This is a genomic window from Microcoleus sp. Pol17C6 (assembly GCF_036701145.1).
Lineage (GTDB): Bacteria > Cyanobacteriota > Cyanobacteriia > Cyanobacteriales > Microcoleaceae > Microcoleus.
Genome location: NZ_JAUBQH010000140.1, coordinates 1 through 2,650, shown reverse-complemented (window position 1 = coordinate 2,650; position 2,650 = coordinate 1). Strand labels below are relative to the sequence as shown.

At 49.9% G+C, this 2,650-nt stretch carries 1 protein-coding gene; it reads left to right on the top strand.

Annotated features, from left to right (window positions below; genetic code table 11):
* Positions 1 to 326: 326 nt before the first annotated feature.
* The gene (locus tag QUA25_RS28980) at positions 327 to 2,630 is read left to right on the top strand and encodes a leucine-rich repeat domain-containing protein (protein WP_333043137.1); all 2,304 of its coding nucleotides are present in this window, start codon (positions 327 to 329) and stop codon (positions 2,628 to 2,630) included.
* Positions 2,631 to 2,650 lie beyond the last annotated feature (20 nt).

Here is a 2,650-nt window from a genome sequence, read left to right as displayed (position 1 = left end):
TGTCGGTGGGAGAGTCCGCCGTCGGCGAACTCTCCCACCTTTACCCCTTTTTTGATTATCATTATTGTTCCATAATAATTCTGCAGAAAGAGGTATTGACAAAATCTACTCCTTTCTAACTTGTTACCAATGGGCTCTGCCTCACCTTAACCCTCTAACAAACCCTCCATTCTCTCCTTTACTCAAACCTCACGATCGACAAAATATTGATGTTATTTTGAAGTGAGATTAAGCAATATTCAAAATCAAATCATGTCTGGCGATCGCCCGAGTCATCTCAAAAGGCGATCGTACTTATATACAAAAATCAAAACAAGGAATTGGCAATGTTAGAAACTGAGGGCGATCGGGAAGCACAGCAGCGCATTGAAGAGGCAAGGCGAGAGGGAGCAATAAGACTCGATTTTAGGGGTCTGAAGCTGAGGGATCTGCCAGAGACGATCGCATCCTTCACCCAGTTGCAAGAGCTTGACCTCAGCAACAACCAACTGAGGGAACTGCCAGAGGCGATCGCCTCCCTCACCCAGTTGCAACGGCTGAACCTCGACAACAACCAACTGAGGGAACTGCCAGAGGTGATCGCATCCCTCACTCAGTTGCAACATCTTTACCTCAACAAAAACGAACTGAGGGAACTGCCAGAGGCGATCGCATCCCTCACTCAGTTGCAACAGCTTTACCTCCAGAACAACGAACTGAGGAAACTGCCAGAGGCGATCGCATCCCTCACCCAGTTGCAACGGCTTTACCTCTACAACAACCAACTGACGGAACTACCAGAGGCGATACCCTCCCTCACCCAGTTGCGAGTGCTTGCCCTCAACAAAAACAAACTGAGGGAACTACCAGAGGCGATACCCTCCCTCACCAGGTTGCAACTGCTTGACCTCTCCGACAACCAACTGAGGGAACTGCCAGAGGCGATCGCATCCCTCACCAGGTTGCAACGGCTTGAGCTCTACAACAACCAACTGACGGAACTACCAGAGGCGATACCCTCCTTCACCCAGTTGGAACGGCTTAACCTCAAAAACAACCAACTGACGGAATTGCCAGAGGCGATCGCATCCCTCACTCAGTTGCAACAGCTTGACCTCAGCAACAACCAACTGACGAAACTGCCAGAGGCGATCGCATCCCTCACCCAGTTGCAACAGCTTGAGCTCTACAACAACCAACTGACGGAACTACCAGAGGCGATCGCATCCCTCACTCAGTTGCAACATCTTTACCTCTACAACAACCAACTGACGGAACTGCCTGAGGCGATCGCATCCCTCACCCAGTTGCAATATCTTGACCTCTACAACAACCCTCTCAATCCTGACCTCGCTGCTGCCTGTGAGCAAGGCACTAAAGCCGTCTTGCAATACCTGCGGGCAAAAGCACAAGCACAAATCACCCTGAATGAAGCCAAACTGATTTTGATCGGTGAAGGCGAGGTGGGCAAGAGTTGTCTGTTGGGCGCATTGCGCGAGGATGAATGGCTAGAAAGTCGTCCCACCACTCACGGCATTGAAATTAAACCAGTTATTGTCACCCATCCCGACAGGGACACAGAGATATCACTCAATGGTTGGGATTTTGGCGGTCAACCGGTTTATCGATCGACACACCAGTTGTTTTTCAGTGCTCCAGCCGTGTATCTGGTGGTGTGGAAGCCACGGGAAGGCCCCCAGCAAGGCTTTGTCAAAGAGTGGATTACCTTGATTAAGCATCGTGCACCGGATGCCAAAGTGCTAGTAGTCGCCACCCACGGCGGTCCCGGACAGCGACAACCCGACATTGACAGACAGGAAATTCAGGATCGATTCGGCAGCGATACGGTGCTTGACTTCTTCCATATAGACAGCAAACCTGACCTTCAGAACTCCTGCACGGGGCTGGCAGAATTAAAAGCAAAGATTGCTAGTGTCGCCGCATCTCTTCCCGAAATGGGACGTTCCGTTCCCGCCAAGTGGCAGCGAGTGCGGGAAATCTTGCAGACAAACGACAAAGCCTATCTGCCCTATGATGATGTCCTTGCCATCTGCGCTCAACAGGGAATCGATAAAGAACAAGCAGAACTTTTCCTTCGCATTTCCCATACCTTGGGGCATATCATCCATTACGATTACGATCCAATACTGCGCGATATCGTCATCCTCAAACCCGACTGGCTAGCAAAGGCAATCAGCTTCGTACTCGATGATGAAACAACCCGTCGCCGCAACGGTTTAGTAGATTTTGAGCATCTGGGCGAATTATGGAGTAATCCCCCGTTTCCAGGCGAGGACGGCTACCCGAAAGAACTACATCCCATCTTTCTCAAGCTGATGGAACGCTTCGATTTGTCCTACCGGGTGGTGCTCGACCCCGCTAAACCCAGCAATACCAGTTTGATTGCTCAACTTGTACGCGATACACGCCCGGAATTGCCCAATTGGGGAGAGCAACCGGAAGCCGGAGACAGACAACAAGTGCAAATCTGCCGGATTGTGGACGATCGAGGACAAGCTACACGGAAAGAAGATTTGTTGTACAAGTTGATTGTGCGCTTGCACAAATACTCACTGGGGCGATGCAATTACGAAAACAGTAGACCTCTTGCAAAAAAAATCTATGTTATAATTAAAGGTTTTGAATTTTAGATCTGAAAGCTAACTCATAA